This is a genomic window from Vreelandella sp. H-I2, from assembly GCF_052959335.1.
Genome location: NZ_JBRAMC010000011.1, coordinates 16,546 through 32,429 on the forward strand (window position 1 = coordinate 16,546; position 15,884 = coordinate 32,429).

A 15,884-nucleotide genomic window follows, 5' to 3' on the forward strand; every position below is an offset into this window, starting at 1 on the left:
CGAAATACTCCTGTTCATGTAGGGATCTGGCCTTCGCAAGGCATACCTTGCACTGGTTAGATGACAACTTCATGACAGTGAGTAAGCGGTGAGAAATTATTGCCAGGCGGGATAAACCAAATTCTTCATCGCCATAAAAGTCCTAGTGCAGCGAAGGTACATAAGGCCAGCGATGCGCCTTGTAATAGGCGCCTATCCAAGCGGTGCGCAATAGCATTAGCGATAGTATTGCCGATCAATACCGAGGGTAAAAAAGTAAGCGCGACCTGAAAATGCCACAACTGAATCTGATCAGCCAAGGCGAGGGTGATTAAGGTCAACATTGAGGTCAAGATGAAAAAGGCGGCAAGGTTTCCTCGCACACGATCAGCCGGCAAGCCGTGCATTAACAACACCATGGGCGGACCGCCAATAGCAGCAACGGTGCCAAATATGCCAGATACCACACCGGCACCAAATAGCGTTATTCGGTTGACCGGCAGTCGAAAGCGACACAGTGTAACGAGCACAGCAAACAGTACGATGATCGCAATCAGTTTTTCTAACAGAAACATTGGAGCGGCGAGTAATAGCCAAATTCCCAACGCATTGCCAGGAAGGCGTCCCACTAATGCCATGCCGATAGAGTCGAGCCGCACCTCGTGCCAGTAGTGGCGTACCATCATCAGCGAGACGGTAAAACCAAACAGCACTAGAATGACGGGCACCAGTTTTGGCTCGAGCATCAGCAGCAGAGGCGCACCGATAACGGCCAAACCGAAGCCGGTCGCGCGCTGGACGAAGGCTCCCAGCAGCAGCACGGCTGAGCAAGCTAACCAAGTATTGAACGGTAAGTTAACCCAGGCCAGCAGGCTATTCATCCCTGCTGCTCATTTACGGCGGGCGCCTTGGTTAGTTTGCGTACGCCAATATTCCCCAGCAGAGCGGCGCCCAGCATCGTCAGCACCATTGGCCAAAGATGCTCAACTTCAAACAACCCCACCATTACCCCAGCGAGAGCACCACAGGTAAATTGTATGCCTCCTAACAGTGCCGTTGCCGTGGCGCTAATATGGCCAAAATGATCCAACAACGATGAGATTGCGTTGGGCGTAATTAGTCCAATCATTCCGGTAAACAGCATAATCAGCGGCACCACAATCACTAGCGACGCTATATTGAGGGCGGTCACTGCGACTAGCCCCAGCGCAGCTATTAACTGTACGAGGAGTCCCAAGCGTAAATTTTGTTGCGGTGTGCGCTTGCGCAACAAATGAATATTGACCTGATTAGAAAGCGCAATGACCACGACGTTGACGCCAAAAACGAGCGGATAGACACCGGGAGACAGGCCAAAATAGTCAAGGTAGAGAAACGGCGAAGCGGTCACAAACGCAAACAGGCCAGCGAAAGAGGCTGCCACAGCGCAAATATAGCCCATGCCTTCACGATGCTTAAGCACGCTGGCATAGTTGCGTATGACTTGGCGCGGTGATGCGGCGGGTAACGACATATCACGAGTCTCAGGCAGTCGTGTTCCTAACAACCACAGTAAAAAGGCGGCATAGACGGCTAAAAAAACAAAAATTAGCCACCAACCGGCAACATGTAGCAGCAAACTGCCCACAGCTGGCGCTACCAGTGGCGCTAACATCATAATCATCGCCATGGTGGACATCACCTTGGCGGCCTCACGCCCGCTAAAGCAGTCGCGCACAATTGCCGCCGAATTGACCACGCAGGCCCCGCCTCCCAGCGCTTGAATAAACCGCCAAGCCAGCAGCGTGGGCAAACTGTCCGCCATCGTAATGGCTAAGCTTGCCAGCATAAAAACTACCAAACCGCCTAGTAACACTGGCTTTCTGCCCATGCGATCCGAAAGCGGTCCAAAGCAGAGCTGGCCCAATGCAAAGCCGAACAAAAACACGCTGATGGAGAGTTCAGTACGATGAATACTGGCCCCGATGCTCTCGGCGATAATCCCCATGGCAGGCAAGTACGCGTCGATAGCAAAAGGCGCAAGCGCCGTATTGGCGGCAACCAACAGTGCTACCCGGCGAGGATTAAGATCCATGGGTCTCCTTAAGGCGATAAAGTACGCGCTGGAATAGATAGGCCGCTAATCATAGACGATTTCAAGGCGTTTGTCGGGACTGAACGCCATCTATACAGGCGACTACTTTGCCATAACGTACTGTCGCCAACTGAGATGGCCCTGGAAAAAAGCCAGGGGCGCATACAGAAGGGGCATTCAGAAAAGGTTAGTGATGGGTAGCGGCGTCTTGCGACTCAAGCATCTCAACCAGTGGCTGAAACTGTTCGCGGTTATGCTCGTTCATATGCATTAAAATGCGGTGGGCTTCCAGGATCCGATCGCGTAGTCCTTCCTCATCAGCGGGTTCTTCAGGCAACTCTTCAAGGGCATCGTTAAGGGTTGTTGGCTGCTGTAACGGGGCTTCCATCAGCGTGAAAAAGCGCGCAAAGCCCATCACATCCAGCATCTGCCGTACATCAGGATTATCGACAATAATCGTCGGCGACTGCTCCAGGCGTCCTTTCACCGCCATCGCGACCTTAGCCAAAAAGCCAAGCGCCGTAGAATCCACGTTGGTAGCTTCGCGCAGGTCAATCAATACGGCACGCAGACCCGGCGTCTCGGCGAGACGTTGGGCTTGGGTATCCAATGTGGCGCAGAGCGTCAAGCGCACGTCACCACACAGTTTTAAAACAAAAACACCAGAATCGAACGCCGCTTTAATGCGGCCTTCTTCAATCAGCATGACCAAATCCGCTCACCATCATGATTGTTAGATCATCGGGTAAAGCATCGCGCTCTTGGTTGGCATCAAACTCCGCATCTCCTTCTGCAAGAAGTGCGTTTGTTTTGGCTAGCCTTTCGCGCAACTGCTCAAGCGTGACACTCTCGCTTACTAATTGCTCAAGTTCCTTGAGCCGCGTGTCGAGCGTTTTACCCGGCAAGCATTCCAATACTCCATCTGAGCAGAGCCATAGACGAAATTTATTCGGCAATGCACAACTCAGGGAAGGATACTCCACATCGGGGAAAAGGCCTACCGGCATTCCCTCGCCTTCTAAACGGCGTAACTCTCCCTCAGCCGCTAAAAGAGGCATGGGAAGCTGCGCGCCGAGCGAATAGTGCAGAGTATGCGCCTCATGGTCAATAACACCGACAAATAAGGTGGCATGTTTGCCAATGTCGGTGCCCTGCAATTCACGGTTCATCGCCTTTAACCAATCAGGTGGCAGATTCTCCGGCTGCTGACCATCCCACTCACTCAGCCAGCGGTTGCATAAATATTTGAGCAGAACGGTAACAAACGCCGATGAGGCGCCATGCCCTGACACATCGGCGAAATAAAAGGCACTGTAACGATCGTTATAACGTTGGTAATCGAGGAAATCACCGGACAGATAGAGCGAAGGTGCAAATATATAGTCGTAATACACCTCATTAATCACTTTGGGCCGCAGCGGTAACAACCGCCGTTGAATATGCCCTCCGCTCTGCTGATCCATCCGCAGCAGCGCCAGGTGTGTCTCTAAACTCTCATTTAACTCCGCCAGCCGCGCATGGTCACGCTCGCGCTCCAGCGCCAAATCGTTGAGCTCAATGGCCTTACGGATCATTCGTCGCAGCAGCTCGGCGTGACGCAGAGGGTGGACTATATAGTCCACTAGCCCTACATCAACTGCCTTGATCAAGTCGGCGTCCTGACGCGAGTCACTAACCACCAGGGTCGGCAGGCGGCGCGTTAACTGAGACCACTGCTGCCTGGATACTGCACGAGCATGAGCAACAATAAGTGCTGTGTCAGCAGGCAAGTGTTCGATGTTATCCGCCGCATACACCCACATACCATCACAGGTAATCGCTTCAGCCAGTGCATCGCGCTCATGACCTGATTCGTCGATCACCGCAATCAACTGCTTAGAATGAGCCATTATCAGCCTCAATCGGTGACGTCATTGTCACCAAAGTCGCTATTATCCCCATCACTGTTATCAACGTCGCTGTCATCGAAGTCGCTGTCATCAAAATCAAAGGTGTCACTGGCAAACGGATCATCACCCAATTCCCCATCGTGCACCTCAAATTGGCGGCTCTGTAAATAAGCATCACGAATAAAACGATAGCGATCACCACGAATCAATTCTTCCTGATCAAGCAAACCCGCACGTGTGTCAATCAGATTGAGTGCTGTCAAGCTGATACGAACGGTATCGTCGTCGACATAGGTAACGGGATAGGCTGCCATATCAGCCGGCAAACCGGTGGTATCCCGCAACGTGCTCGGGCCGAAGAAAGGCAGCACTAGGTAGCGCGAATCATTCCATCCCCATACCGCCAACGTTTGGCCGAAATCTTCTTTGTCCGCGGTAATTTCCATCGCGGTAGCATAATCCAGCAACCCGCCGATACCTACCGTTGAGTTAATTAAAAACCGTGATGTGGCGAGCCCCGCGTTAGCTGGTTTGCCTTGCAACACACTATTGAGCGCGGTACGAACTTCACCTAAATTGGCAAAAAAATTGCCTACCCCGGTTTCCACCGGGTCAGGTGTAATGGTGCGATAGCCTCTTGCCACTGGCTTCAACGCATAGCGATCCAGCACATCGTTAAACGCAAACACTTTACGGTTAAAACCCTCCCATGGATCGTCAGGGTTTGCATTTTCCGCTGTTTGTGTGCTCGCGCAGCCGCCGGTTGCTAGTAGCGTCACCAACAGTAGCGGTAATGTTTTGATGCGCAGCGAAAGCGCCGTTTTTTCGTTACTTAACCACTGCCACATGACATTTTCCTTTTTAATTGCGCAGCACGTATACAGAGGCTTAGAGACGGCGAATGACGACACTGCCAGCGCTATAACCTGCCCCAAACGAACAAATCACACCAACATCACCCTCCACTAGCTGCTCGCGATGGAGATGAAAAGCAATGATAGAGCCCGCTGAACTGGTATTCGCGTAACGATCCAGAATGATCGGTGCCTGGGCTTCGCTTGGTTCGTAACCCAGGACTTTGCGGGCTATTAAATCGTTCATATGGCGGTTGGCCTGGTGCAGCCACATGCGCTTAAGATCGTCACCGCTTAATTCCAAAGACGCCAGATGCTCCGTGATCAATTTAGCAACCATCGGACAGACCTCTCTAAACACCCGCCTTCCTTCCTGCACAAAAAGCTTATCCAGCGCCAGCGGGTCGCTGTCCGTTACCCGGTTGAGAAAACCAGCATTATTACGGATCGCATTGGAAAACTTGGTTATCAGGCGTGTACCAAGAATCTCAAATTGCTCATCGGCAACGGCGACGACACTGCTTTCAAGTACCATCGCGGTACAAGCATCACCGAAAATGAAGTGGCTGTCACGGTCTCGGAAATTCAGGTGCGCCGAGCAAATTTCCGGGTTAACTACCAGTGCACGCTTTACGCTGCCAGAGGCAATCGCGTTTGCAGCCGTTTCCAAGGCAAACGTAGCAGAGCTGCAGGCCACATTCATATCAAACCCGTAACCACTGGTACCCAAGAATTGCTGTACTTCTACCGCCACGGCGGGGTAAGCACGCTCTAAATTCGAGCAGGCGACGATAACCAGTTCAATGTCCGCGGCATCTACCTTAGCAGCGGACAATGCCTGTCGGGCAGCAACAGTTGCCATCTCGCACTGGATAGAAGGTTCATCATTGCCCCGCTGAGGCAGTTTAGGCCTTAGGCGCTGTGGGTCAAGAATACCCGACGCATCGAGCACATAGCGGCTCTTGATACCTGAGGCTTTTTCGATAAATTCGCTGCTGGAGTGAGCCAGCGGCTCTCGCTCACCCTGCGCAATCGCCTCAGCGTGCTGCTCATTTTCAGCGTCTACCCACGTGTTAAATGCCGCCACCAGGGCCGCATTATCAATGGCGTGTTCCGGTGTATAGAGACCTGTACCGGTAATCACCACATGTGTCATGCCTATCTCCTCTAAGCGGCTTGCCGATGTGACTGGCCATCATCAATAGCTAGCGCGTAACTTACGGCGAACCCATACTGTTACTGTGTGCGTAAAATAGCGGTTTTTCCAGCAGCTTTTTCAACCGCTATTCTCAAATACTCATTTCAACGGCTTCTCCATCAACTCGCTAAGCGCTAATTATTTCTTGCCAACGCTTTTCAAGTCGCTTCACTGAGACTGCCATACGGGTGCCTAATTGCTGGGCGAATAGTGAGACCCTAAGCTCTTGCAACCACCAGCCAAAAGCAACCAATTCAGGGTTTTCCACCTGCCCTCGCCGTTCGCTTTCGCGGCGGGCATCAAAACGGGCTTCTAGCGCTTGGACGTCCTGCATCATCATTTGATCGCGGCCACGCTCACGAGCAGCCTTTTCAAGCCGAATCAGTGCCGCCTCGGTGTAACGTGGATATTCATCCAGCCACTCACCGGCATCACGAATAAAGCCTGGGTAGACCAGACGCTGCATCTGTGCGCTAACATCGCTATACACCAGCGCCAAGGCAAAATTGAGCTTACCTTTTAGTACTTTGCTGACTGCAAGGTGGCCCTGAAGCGCGGCGTCCACCTTCACTAGCAGTGCTTTGGCCTCGCCAACGAGCTGGGGCTGTGTCTCTTTTAGCCGCTGACTGAACTCGTCATCTGAGCGCGGCAGTGGGTGCTGAGCAACCACCTGAGTAAACACGGCCAACAATAGATCGTCGATCAACGCCTGCTTGCTACCCACTTTGGCAAACAGCAGCGCGCACTTTTCTACCCCGGGCAACTGTTTGATCGCTTTGGCCTGTTCGGGCAGCTTGACGATGGCTAGCCGCGCAATGCCTTCCTGATGGGCGGCCTCTGCTTTTGCCGGGTGATCAAACAAAGCCACCTTGAACTCGCTGGCGTCGGCTACCAGGGCAGGATACGCCTCTACGCGAATACCTGCCTGGGTAGTCACTCGTGACGGGGGGAGCGGCGTTTTAGGCAGGCCTGCAACAGCAGGCTCGTGACTGACCTGTTCAGCCAACGCCTGCGCACCAGCGCTGGCTGCCGCTTCAAAGCGTTGCTCCAATGCACGGAGATCACGCCCCTGCCCAAGGGTTTCGCCTGCGTGATCAACTACACGAATATTCATGATTAAATGCGGTTCGAGCAGGTCTAAACGCCAATCGTCAGGGTGTACCCGTGTCGATGTCCGGCGTCGAATAAATTCCCCTAGCGCCTCGGTTAACGGACGTTGATCGGGCACCAGGGTGTCAAGTGCCGCGTCGACCCAATCGGGTATCGGCACTACTTGGCGGCGAATACTTTTGGGTAACGATTTCATCAGTGCAATGCATTTTTCACGCAGCAATCCTGGCACCAGCCACTCTAGTGCGTGCACAGGCACCTGCGGAAGCATCGCGGCGGGTACGGTCAGCGTGACACCATCGTCCTCCGCTTCAGGATCAAAGTGGTAGCTAACCGGGTACGCTACACCCGCCAGGGTTAAATGATCGGGGTACTGCGTCTGGGTGACATCCCCGGCGTCACGCGCTTTAAGCGAATCCAGATCGAAATGCAGTAATTTGGGGTCGCGTTGTTCGGTTTGCTTACGCCAATGCTCAAAACCCTTGCCGTTGACGATTTCGGCCGGGATTCGCTGGTCATAAAAATCAAACAACGTGTCTTCATCGACCAAAATATCACGCCGGCGAGCGCGATCTTCCAGTGCTTCAACTTCGTCAATCAACGCTCGATTATGATCAAAAAAAGCGCCTTTGGTCTGAAACTCACCTTCGACCAGCGCACGACGAATAAACAAATCGCGTGATTCTTGTGGTGCTATCAGGCCGTAATGTACCTTGCGCCGCGCTACGATCGGCAGACCAAACAGCGTCACCTGCTCAAATGCCACCACCTGCGCGCGCTTCATTTCCCAATGCGGTTCGCTGTAGCTACGCTTAACCAGATGCTGTGCTTGAGGTTCAATCCACTGAGGATCTATTTTGGCCACAGTACGAGCAAACAGTCTCGATGTCTCGACCATTTCGAATGCCATGATCCACTTTGGCGATTTTTTAGCTAATCCTGAGCCGGGGTGGATCATAAACTTCCGGTTGCGGGCGCCCAGATACTCCCGGTTCTCAATCAGTGTACCCAGATTGGAGAGTAGCCCAGACAGCAGCGCCTGGTGCACTTTACCGGAGGTTTTACGCCGTGCTTGGCGTGCTTGCTCTTCGCTTTCATCTTCATCCCGCGGCGGCGGCGCGGGCACCTCAATATCCATATCGCGCAGCAACTGACGGAGCTGGCGGAAGGTATCGTGCCACTCGCGCATACGCAGATAATTGATATAGTGCTCACGACACCAACGGCGTAGCTGATTACCCGACAGCGCCTCCCGGGCATTTTCAATGCCGTGCCACAAATTCAACAAGGCGACGAAGTCTGAATCGGGGTCGTGCCAACGCTGATGCGCCTGATCGGCGGCTTGGCGTTTATCTGCTGGCCTATCTCGAGGATCCTGTATGGCCAATGCCGAGACCACAATCAGCACATCGCGCAAGCTACCGACCTCGGCGCCCGCCAACACCATCCGTGCCAGGCGTGGATCAATCGGCAACCGCGCCAACTTACGACCAAGCGGTGAGAGGTGCTGCTGTTCATCCACCGCACCAAGCTCAAACAGCAAACGAAAGCCGTCTTTGATAAAGCGGCTATCGGGCGGATCAACGAACGGAAATGCTTCTATATTGCCTAGTTTAAGACCCAGCATCGATAGGATTACCGACGCCAAGTTGGTGCGCTGGATCTCGGGATCGGTAAAGCCAGGCCGGGATAAAAAATCTTCTTCGCTGTAGAGGCGAATACAAACGCCTTCGGCGATCCGACCACAACGTCCTTTACGCTGGTTAGCGCTGGCTTGGCTAACCGCTTCCACCGGCAGGCGCTGGATCTTAGAGCGGTAGCTATAGCGGCTGATACGCACGAGGCCGGGATCGATCACGTAGCGAATCCCAGGCACCGTCAGCGATGTTTCAGCGACATTGGTAGCAAGCACGATACGCCGCCCACGGTGGGACGCAAATACGCGATTCTGCTCTTCGTTCGAAAGCCGGGCATAGAGCGGTAGGATTTCGGTACCTTTCAGCTCGGCACGGCGTAGGGTATCCGCTGTTTCACGGATTTCACGCTCGCCGGGTAAAAATATCAGTACGTCCCGAGGGCCATGCAGCCAACCTTTCTCACGCTCAATGGTTTCAATTTCTTCCACCGCATGCAAAATCCCTTCTTGCAGGGTGCGGTCTTCTTCATCGTCCTCGTCACGCACCAGAGGCCGATAGTGTACCTCGACGGGATAGGTCCGCCCGGTGACTTCCACCACTGGCGCTGGCGTTTTCGCCGTTCCGAAATGTTGGGCAAAGCGCTCAACATCTATGGTCGCCGAGGTAATGATGACCTTTAGGTCAGGCCGCTTGGGGAGCAAGCGCTTGAGGTAGCCAAGCAGAAAATCGATATTCAGGCTTCGTTCGTGAGCCTCATCGATAATAATCGTGTCGTAACGCAACAGCAGTGGATCATGTTGCGTCTCGGCCAACAAAATTCCGTCGGTCATCAATTTGACTAGTGTGCTCGGGCTACTCTGGTCGGTGAAGCGGACCTGATAGCCGACTTGGTCCCCCAAAGTGACTTCCAGCTCATCTGCCAAACGACCGGCCACGCTACGGGCGGCCAAGCGACGTGGCTGGGTGTGACCAATCAAGCCCTGACGGCCTCGCCCCAGCTCCAAACATATTTTAGGTAGCTGGGTGGTTTTGCCGGAACCGGTCTCCCCCGCCACCACCACAACCTGATGATCACGTATGGCGTTAAGAATATCCTCTCGACGCTCTACCACCGGCAGGTCTGGCGGATAGTTAAGCGTGATTTGCTGGGCCTCACGCTGGCTAAGTTGCTGCTGAGCGCGACTAATCTCGCGCTGCACTTCCTGCAACCCACGGCTAATCGGCTTGTTATCTCGCAGACGTCGGCTCAAACCGGCCAGGCGTCGTTCCAGCCGTTCTGCATCGCGCAACATCACTTCGCCCACGGCCTGTTTCAGCGCAGCGAGGCGTTGGCTATCGGAGGGAGCTGGAGATGTCTCGGTGGTCACGATTGAGTCGGCTTCCATTCGCTTGGGCATTTAACAAGAGATTTTAGTAAGAGTTATAAAAAATCAACCCGCTCAATTGAGCGGGTCGTATAGTGTAACGCTTTCAGCTCCGAGACGCCTAACCACAGCGCTGAAGCATCATTTAAAGTTACACTTTTGTGGGTTCTTCGTCGCGAAGTTGACGGCGTAGCACTTTGCCCACGTTGGTTTTAGGCAATTCATCGCGAAACTCGATGTACTTGGGCACCTTGTAACCGGTGAGTTCTTTTTTACACCACTGGCGTAGTGTCTGCTCATCAAGCTGACTATTCTTACTCACTACAAACAGTTTGATCGCCTCACCAGCATTTTCATCCGGCACGCCGACCGCCGCTGACTCAAGCACATCAGGGTGAGCAGCCACTACATCCTCGACTTCATTGGGATACACATTAAAGCCAGAGACCAGAATCATGTCTTTCTTGCGGTCCACAATCCGGATGTAACCATCCTCCTGAAGGATGGCAATATCGCCGGTGTGGAACCAGCCATCCTCATCGATAGAGGCACGGGTTTCGTCTTCGCGCTGCCAGTAGCCTTTCATTACCTGCGGCCCTTGTACGCATAACTCCCCTGGCTCGCCCATTGCCACGTCCTTACCCTCTGCATCCACGACTTTTACTGCAGTGCCCGCCACGGGCTTACCAATAGTGCCTAGTTGAATCGCATCGGTGGGGTTAAAACTAACGATCGGCGATGTTTCAGTCAGACCATACCCTTCAGCAATCGGGCAACCCGTAGTTTGCTCCCAGCGCTGCGCCGCGGCTTTGGTCAGCGCCATGCCGCCTGAAATAGTCAGCTTCAGCTTGGAAAAATCGAGCTGCTTGAAGTCGTCCCGGTTACACAATGCATTAAATAGCGTGTTGAGGCCGATAAAGGCAGTGAAGGGCAGCCCTTTGAGCTCTTTAACAAAGCCATCCAGGTCACGTGGATTGGTAATGAGCAAAGAGTGATTACCTGTCTCCATCAAAAACAAGCAGTTAACGGTAAACGTATAAATATGATAAACCGGCAGTGGCGCTATGACCATTTCTTCGCCATCGGTCAGGTGGGCACCAATAGCTTCACGGGCCTGCAACATATTGGCAATCAAGTTGCGGTGCGTCAGCATTGCCCCTTTCGGTGTTCCTGTGGTGCCACCGGTGTATTGAAGCGCCGCTAAATCGTCGGGCGTCTTCTTGACCTCGGTATGGCTAAGCGAACTGCCTTTTTTCAGCGCATCGCGAAAACCAATCGCACCGGGCAGCGAGTAAGCCGGCACCATTTTCTTAACGTGCTTTACCACAGCATTAATTAACCAGCGTTTGGGCACGTCGTGCAAATCGCCAAGCTGGGTAATTAATACATGCTTGATATCTGTTTTATCGAGTATTTTCTCGAGCTTATCCGCCATATTGGCCAAGATGAGAATGGCTTTCGCGTTGGAGTCTTTGAACTGATTTGCCATTTCCCGCTCGGTATAAAGCGGATTGGTATTGACCACCACCAAGCCTGCCCGCAATGCGCCAAACACCGCCACCGGAAACTGCAGTACGTTGGGCAGCTGAATAGCAATACGATCCCCGGGGACAAGGTCGGCTTCATGCTCTAGCCAAGCGGCAAAATCTGCAGATAAGCGATCAAGGTCGGCGAAAGTGAGCGTTTTTCCCATGCAGGAAAAGGCTGGCTTATCCTTAAAACGTGTTACTGCGGTATGAAAAACATCCGTGACTGAATCGTACTGATCCAACCCTTCAAGCGCTGGGCCACGTAAAACGGCGGCGTTGGCGTGTTCGCTCATGGGCAATCTCCGCTAATCGTGTCGGCGTGATCACCGACCTTGTTGTTGTCACTAGGCTATTGTGGCTAAGTTCATCGGCCCAACGATATACGACCCACGACAGGCTGTAAAACGTTCGATTAAAACTTACGTTTCAACTTTAGCCTATTTGAAAGCACCAAAAAAAAACAAGCCTCCTCTCAATAACGTAAAGGACTCAGACTATTATGGACAATAACGCGACTGGATTTCTCCGTCGCACCAAACCAACAGCTCCCCCGGCACCATACGCTGCCAGACTTCATTATGAGTGAGAGGCTCAGTAGCAATTACCGACACAATATCGTCAGGGGTGGTGTGTTCAGCGAAATTAACTGTCATTTCAGCGTCGGAAAGCTCGGCCTCACCGAAGGGAGCACAGCGCTTAATGTGGACCAGCTTAGTGGTGCAAAAAGTAAACAAATACCGACCATCAGACAGCAGCATATTGAAGACGCCCAGCGTTCTTAGCTGCTCACATAGCTGATGCAAGCGTTTCCACAGTGTTTCGGGCTCAGCAGGCGGCGTAGGGAAAGTGCGCCTCAGTTCTCCCAGTAACCAGCAAAAGGCGTGCTCACTATCCGTGTTACCGACGGGCGTATAATCGCCTAATGTGAGACTCTCCCAGCCACTTAATTGGCCATTGTGCGCATAGCACCAAGGCCGACCCCACATTTCACGAGTGAAAGGATGGGTATTGGCGAGCCTAACGCCGCCCACGTTAGCTTGACGAATGTGACTGATCACCACATGGGACTTAATCGGGTAGTCGCAAATCAGCCGGGCGATAGGTGAATCAACCGATGGATGTGGATCACGAAAATCGCGGTAACCGCCTTCTTCGTAGAAGGCTATTCCCCAGCCATCTCGATGAGGGCCAGTGCCCCCACCGCGGTGCAAAAAGCCCGAGAAACTAAAACAGATATCGGTGGGCACATTGGCACTCATGCCAAGCAGTTCACACATACGCTTCACACATGCCCAGATACCAACCAGCTTCCTAAGTGATTCATCAACCAATCACCGGTTCACGACGGCGTGGCGCTTCGTCATCATCGGCACGCTCCTCTTCCTGGGCAATATACTCAACTTCGCCAGGCCGACGCCACCACCACAATGCGACACCTATCAGCGCACCTAGCGCCATACCCAACACCAGCCACATCAAGCCGCCACGTAGCGCGGCGCCGTTGTTTTCTAAAAAGCCAACCGCTGCCACCATCGCCGAAGGTGCCCAACCGGTATAGAATTCCCCCTCCTCTATGAGCGGCAACCGGAAACTGGCGGGTGCCCATATCGCCCCAGCGACAGCCCAGGTCAGCACTAAGCGTGGCAAGCGAGGCAGAAAAGTGAACGCAAAGTAGACCGCGACAATCACTAACAACGACAGCCCGTAATAACTCAACCACAGCAGTAATGTTGAATCTGCAAACAGCATAATAACCCTCATGTGGGTGAACTCACCCGACGTTAATTTCTCGTTATGGTACCTATCAATTTATGAAAGCACAGCAAGGCATACACACAGGTTTACCCGCTGCGCGCTATTATCGCGCTAATGACCCGCAATGGCACTGGCTAGAAGCGCGCAGCGACCCAGAAGTCACCGCCTTTTTAGAAGCCGCCAACCAACAACAAGCCGATTGGTTTGCTCCGCTCGCTCCGTTAGAGGAAACGTTATACCAGAGCCACCTCGCACGCCGCGAATTAGCCGTGACCAGCCTTAAGACAACGCTTGATCACTTCACGTTCTGGAGCAAGACTGGCGCCGAGGACGACTACCCAAGCTGGTGGCGTCACCCCAATAGCCAACCTGAACAACATGAATGTTTTTTCGATGTTAGCGCCCGCGCCGCAAAGCACGATTTTTACGACATGGGCGATATGGCCCTCTCACCCGATGAACAGTGGCTAGCCTGGACAGAAGATACCCAAGGCGATGAGCGGTTTACACTCTGGCTGAAAGCACTCCCCAGCGGCACGCCCATACCACTGCTCAACGATATTGGTGCGGGCCTGTGCTGGGCAGAAGACCAAACCGCCACCACGGCCACCCTGCTGTTTACTCGCTTTGATGACACGCAGCGACCCGATAGTATTTGGCGTTTACCGCTGTCGCTAGCCGAACCTAGTGCTTCAAAAGAGCCCGTGCTGGTGCTACGTGAAGAGGATCCAGAGTTTTGGCTCGGCATCGGCAAAACGCGCTCACGGTCATGGCTGCTGCTTGAAAGCGGCTCAAAAGACACCAGCGAAATCCATCTGTTGCCCGCCCACACCCCTGCCACGAAGCCGCTATGCATTCAGACGCGCCAACCGGGGGTTGAATACAGCATCGACCATCGTCCAGGTTTTTATTATCGCCTACATAACCAAGCAGGCGCTCATTTTCAACTCGATTATTTGCCTGATAGCCAGCTTGGCTATTCTCAAGGTAGTTGGCAAACATTAATTAGCCACCGTGAAGAGGCCACGCTGGAGGGCGTTGATGCGTTCTCTTGGGGACTGATGCTGGCTGAACGTGATCATGACCAGGCGCAGGTGCGTTTGCGGCGGTTGGTACTTGACGCACAGCATGAATGCACACTGGATGAATACCTGACATTGCCCGAGCAGCCCTGTTCGCAGATGCTTGAAGACGAGCCGCACTTCGATAGTCAGGTATTGCGCCTACGCGAAGAATCCTTTACTCAGCCACCCAGCTGGTTCGCGCTCGATCTGTCCAACGGCGAACGGACACTGCTGAAACGCGCACCTGTATATGGCAATTTGCAGCCGGAACAGTTAATAAGCAAACGTCTATGGGCGACAAGCCAGGATGGTGAGCAAGTCCCTGTCTCGGTGGTCATGCGTGCCGACCTGGCCGATCAGCCCTTACCCACGCTGTTGTATGGCTATGGTGCATACGGCGAGGCTCTAGACCCCTGGTTTTCCATCGCTCGGTTGGAACTGCTTGAACGCGGCGCGGCTTTTGCCGTCGCCCACGTAAGGGGGGGTGGTGAACGCGGTGAGCCCTGGTATTTAAACGGCAAGATGGCCCATAAAGAAAACAGCTTTAACGACTTTATGGCTGCCCGCGAAGTGTTGCTTGAACAGGGCGTTAGTGACTCACAGCGAATTGTGGCCTATGGCGCCAGTGCCGGGGGGCTACTGGTGGGCACTTGTATCAATCGCGCCCCTGAAGCGTTCTGCGCCGCCCTACTAGACGTACCGTTTTTGGATGTGCTGCGTACTATGCAGAACCCCGATCTTCCTCTTACTACTGCGGAGTACAGTGAATGGGGCAACCCGGAAGAACCGGAAGTCGCCACTCGAATACGCGATTATTCGCCTATCGATAACATCCAGCCTCAGTCATATCCTGCGCTTTGGATTGAGGGCAGTTGGTTTGACACCCGCGTCAGCTATTGGGAACCCGCCAAGTTTTATGCGCAAGTGGCGCAACAACAGCAGGGCTCAGCGCCTATTTTGATGCGCACGGATATGAGCAGTGGACACGGTGGCGCCTCCGGCCGCTTCAAAGCTTGGCGGGATGCCGCGCGCCAAGACGCGTTTATCCTTTGGGCGCTAGGGTTGGCACAGCCCTCGCCAACCTAGCTAGCGCTACTGACTAAGTAAATTTTTCAAGCGTTATTTTAGCAGTGCAAAAGCACTGCTTTTTAATGACAAAATGAATTTTATGAAAATAGTTTCCAAAAAATATTCCATCATCATTAATCTTACGCCATACTATACGTTAGTCGTATAAACTATCGTTTAGTCTTTAGGTGAAGAAAATGAACCATCAAGAGCACTTTCCCACTATCTGGGACACACCACGTAAACCAAAAGTAAAGGTAGCTAGCCCAACGCCCGATAAAAAAATTCTTACCCCGGTTAAAGAAACGTTTTTATCTATTTGGGATACCCCTAAGCGACAGCCCAGTGCTTAAAACGGTAGGA

11 protein-coding genes are annotated in these 15,884 nt (G+C 53.1%); 1 reads left to right on the top strand and 10 read right to left on the bottom strand.

Going from position 1 to position 15,884, the window contains the following annotated elements; translation table 11 throughout:
* Nucleotides 1-125: 125 nt before the first annotated feature.
* From ACUVOF_RS20775 to ACUVOF_RS20820, 10 genes are all read right to left on the bottom strand, one after another.
* The gene (locus tag ACUVOF_RS20775) at nt 126-860 is read right to left on the bottom strand and encodes a sulfite exporter TauE/SafE family protein (protein WP_447046143.1); all 735 of its coding nucleotides are present in this window, start codon (nt 858-860) and stop codon (nt 126-128) included.
* Nucleotides 857-2,053 (bottom strand): multidrug effflux MFS transporter, encoded by a 1,197-nt coding sequence (locus ACUVOF_RS20780; protein ID WP_447046144.1) that lies wholly within the window; start codon nt 2,051-2,053, stop codon nt 857-859. The genes ACUVOF_RS20775 and ACUVOF_RS20780 overlap by 4 nt, the downstream gene beginning before the upstream one ends.
* A gap of 187 nt (nt 2,054-2,240) precedes the next feature.
* A complete protein-coding gene (locus ACUVOF_RS20785; protein WP_447046145.1) occupies nt 2,241-2,759 on the bottom strand; it encodes an STAS domain-containing protein in 519 nt (172 codons plus the stop codon).
* Entirely contained in the window at nt 2,749-3,942 is a 1,194-nt protein-coding gene (locus ACUVOF_RS20790; RefSeq protein WP_447046146.1) for a PP2C family protein-serine/threonine phosphatase, read from the bottom strand. Before ACUVOF_RS20790 ends, ACUVOF_RS20785 begins: the two co-directional genes overlap by 11 nt.
* 8 nt (nt 3,943-3,950) lie before the next feature.
* On the bottom strand, nt 3,951-4,790 hold the full coding sequence (locus ACUVOF_RS20795; RefSeq protein WP_447046147.1) for an MlaA family lipoprotein: 840 nt from the start codon (nt 4,788-4,790) through the stop codon (nt 3,951-3,953).
* Nucleotides 4,791-4,830: 40 nt separating this feature from the next.
* The gene (locus ACUVOF_RS20800) at nt 4,831-5,952 is read right to left on the bottom strand and encodes a beta-ketoacyl-ACP synthase III (protein WP_447046148.1); all 1,122 of its coding nucleotides are present in this window, start codon (nt 5,950-5,952) and stop codon (nt 4,831-4,833) included.
* 169 nt (nt 5,953-6,121) lie between these two features.
* A complete protein-coding gene (gene hrpA, locus ACUVOF_RS20805) occupies nt 6,122-10,126 on the bottom strand; it encodes an ATP-dependent RNA helicase HrpA (RefSeq protein WP_447046149.1) in 4,005 nt (1,334 codons plus the stop codon).
* Between the two features lie 130 nt (nt 10,127-10,256).
* On the bottom strand, nt 10,257-11,927 hold the full coding sequence (locus ACUVOF_RS20810; protein ID WP_447046150.1) for an AMP-binding protein: 1,671 nt from the start codon (nt 11,925-11,927) through the stop codon (nt 10,257-10,259).
* Between the two features lie 204 nt (nt 11,928-12,131).
* On the bottom strand, nt 12,132-12,911 hold the full coding sequence (locus tag ACUVOF_RS20815; protein WP_447046151.1) for a class II glutamine amidotransferase: 780 nt from the start codon (nt 12,909-12,911) through the stop codon (nt 12,132-12,134).
* Between the two features lie 46 nt (nt 12,912-12,957).
* On the bottom strand, nt 12,958-13,383 hold the full coding sequence (locus tag ACUVOF_RS20820; protein WP_447046152.1) for a hypothetical protein: 426 nt from the start codon (nt 13,381-13,383) through the stop codon (nt 12,958-12,960).
* 62 nt (nt 13,384-13,445) lie between these two features.
* Here ACUVOF_RS20820 and ACUVOF_RS20825 point away from each other — a divergent pair, with 62 nt between their 5' ends.
* The gene (locus tag ACUVOF_RS20825) at nt 13,446-15,539 is read left to right on the top strand and encodes a S9 family peptidase (RefSeq protein ID WP_447046153.1); all 2,094 of its coding nucleotides are present in this window, start codon (nt 13,446-13,448) and stop codon (nt 15,537-15,539) included.
* Nucleotides 15,540-15,884 lie beyond the last annotated feature (345 nt).

Coding starts and splice junctions, on each gene's coding strand:
- ACUVOF_RS20775 (WP_447046143.1), bottom strand. CDS start 860: ATGAATAGCCTGCTGGCCTGGGTTAACTTACCGTTCAATACTTGGTTA.
- ACUVOF_RS20780 (WP_447046144.1), bottom strand. CDS start 2,053: ATGGATCTTAATCCTCGCCGGGTAGCACTGTTGGTTGCCGCCAATACG.
- ACUVOF_RS20785 (WP_447046145.1), bottom strand. CDS start 2,759: ATGCTGATTGAAGAAGGCCGCATTAAAGCGGCGTTCGATTCTGGTGTT.
- ACUVOF_RS20790 (WP_447046146.1), bottom strand. CDS start 3,942: ATGGCTCATTCTAAGCAGTTGATTGCGGTGATCGACGAATCAGGTCAT.
- ACUVOF_RS20795 (WP_447046147.1), bottom strand. CDS start 4,790: ATGTGGCAGTGGTTAAGTAACGAAAAAACGGCGCTTTCGCTGCGCATC.
- ACUVOF_RS20800 (WP_447046148.1), bottom strand. CDS start 5,952: ATGACACATGTGGTGATTACCGGTACAGGTCTCTATACACCGGAACAC.
- hrpA (WP_447046149.1), bottom strand. CDS start 10,126: ATGGAAGCCGACTCAATCGTGACCACCGAGACATCTCCAGCTCCCTCC.
- ACUVOF_RS20810 (WP_447046150.1), bottom strand. CDS start 11,927: ATGAGCGAACACGCCAACGCCGCCGTTTTACGTGGCCCAGCGCTTGAA.
- ACUVOF_RS20815 (WP_447046151.1), bottom strand. CDS start 12,911: ATGTGTGAACTGCTTGGCATGAGTGCCAATGTGCCCACCGATATCTGT.
- ACUVOF_RS20820 (WP_447046152.1), bottom strand. CDS start 13,383: ATGCTGTTTGCAGATTCAACATTACTGCTGTGGTTGAGTTATTACGGG.
- ACUVOF_RS20825 (WP_447046153.1), top strand. CDS start 13,446: ATGAAAGCACAGCAAGGCATACACACAGGTTTACCCGCTGCGCGCTAT.